Source organism: Rothia sp. HMSC071B01 (genome assembly GCF_001808945.1).
Classification (GTDB): domain Bacteria; phylum Actinomycetota; class Actinomycetes; order Actinomycetales; family Micrococcaceae; genus Rothia.
This window is the reverse complement of the sequence record NZ_KV795072.1, coordinates 1-263: the sequence shown is the minus strand read 5'-3', so window position 1 is coordinate 263 and position 263 is coordinate 1. Positions and strand designations below refer to the sequence as shown.

1 pseudogene is annotated in these 263 nt (G+C 60.5%); it reads left to right on the top strand.

Annotated features, from left to right (window positions below):
• Positions 1 to 18 precede the first annotated feature (18 nt).
• Positions 19 to 263: pseudogene (locus HMPREF2527_RS04905) on the top strand (peptide ABC transporter ATPase); the annotation flags it as partial.

Below are 263 nucleotides of genomic sequence, written 5' to 3'. Positions count from 1 at the left end.
CCGACCTACGAAGAAGTCATGGAGGAAATCCGCCACGCTGCAGAGTCGCTAGAGCCAGGCAAGCCGACCCTGCACCAGTCCTACAACAACCCCGCAGGAACCGGCCGAGCAGAAGGCGACCCCAACGTCTACAAGGGCGACCAGATCAACTTCTACGTCGACGACGGAGGCCCCTACCGCCTCGAAGCAGACATGCTCGCCGGACACGTCGAAATTGAGCTCATGCCCTCCTCCTATGTCATCGAGTACGGCAACGGCGATAC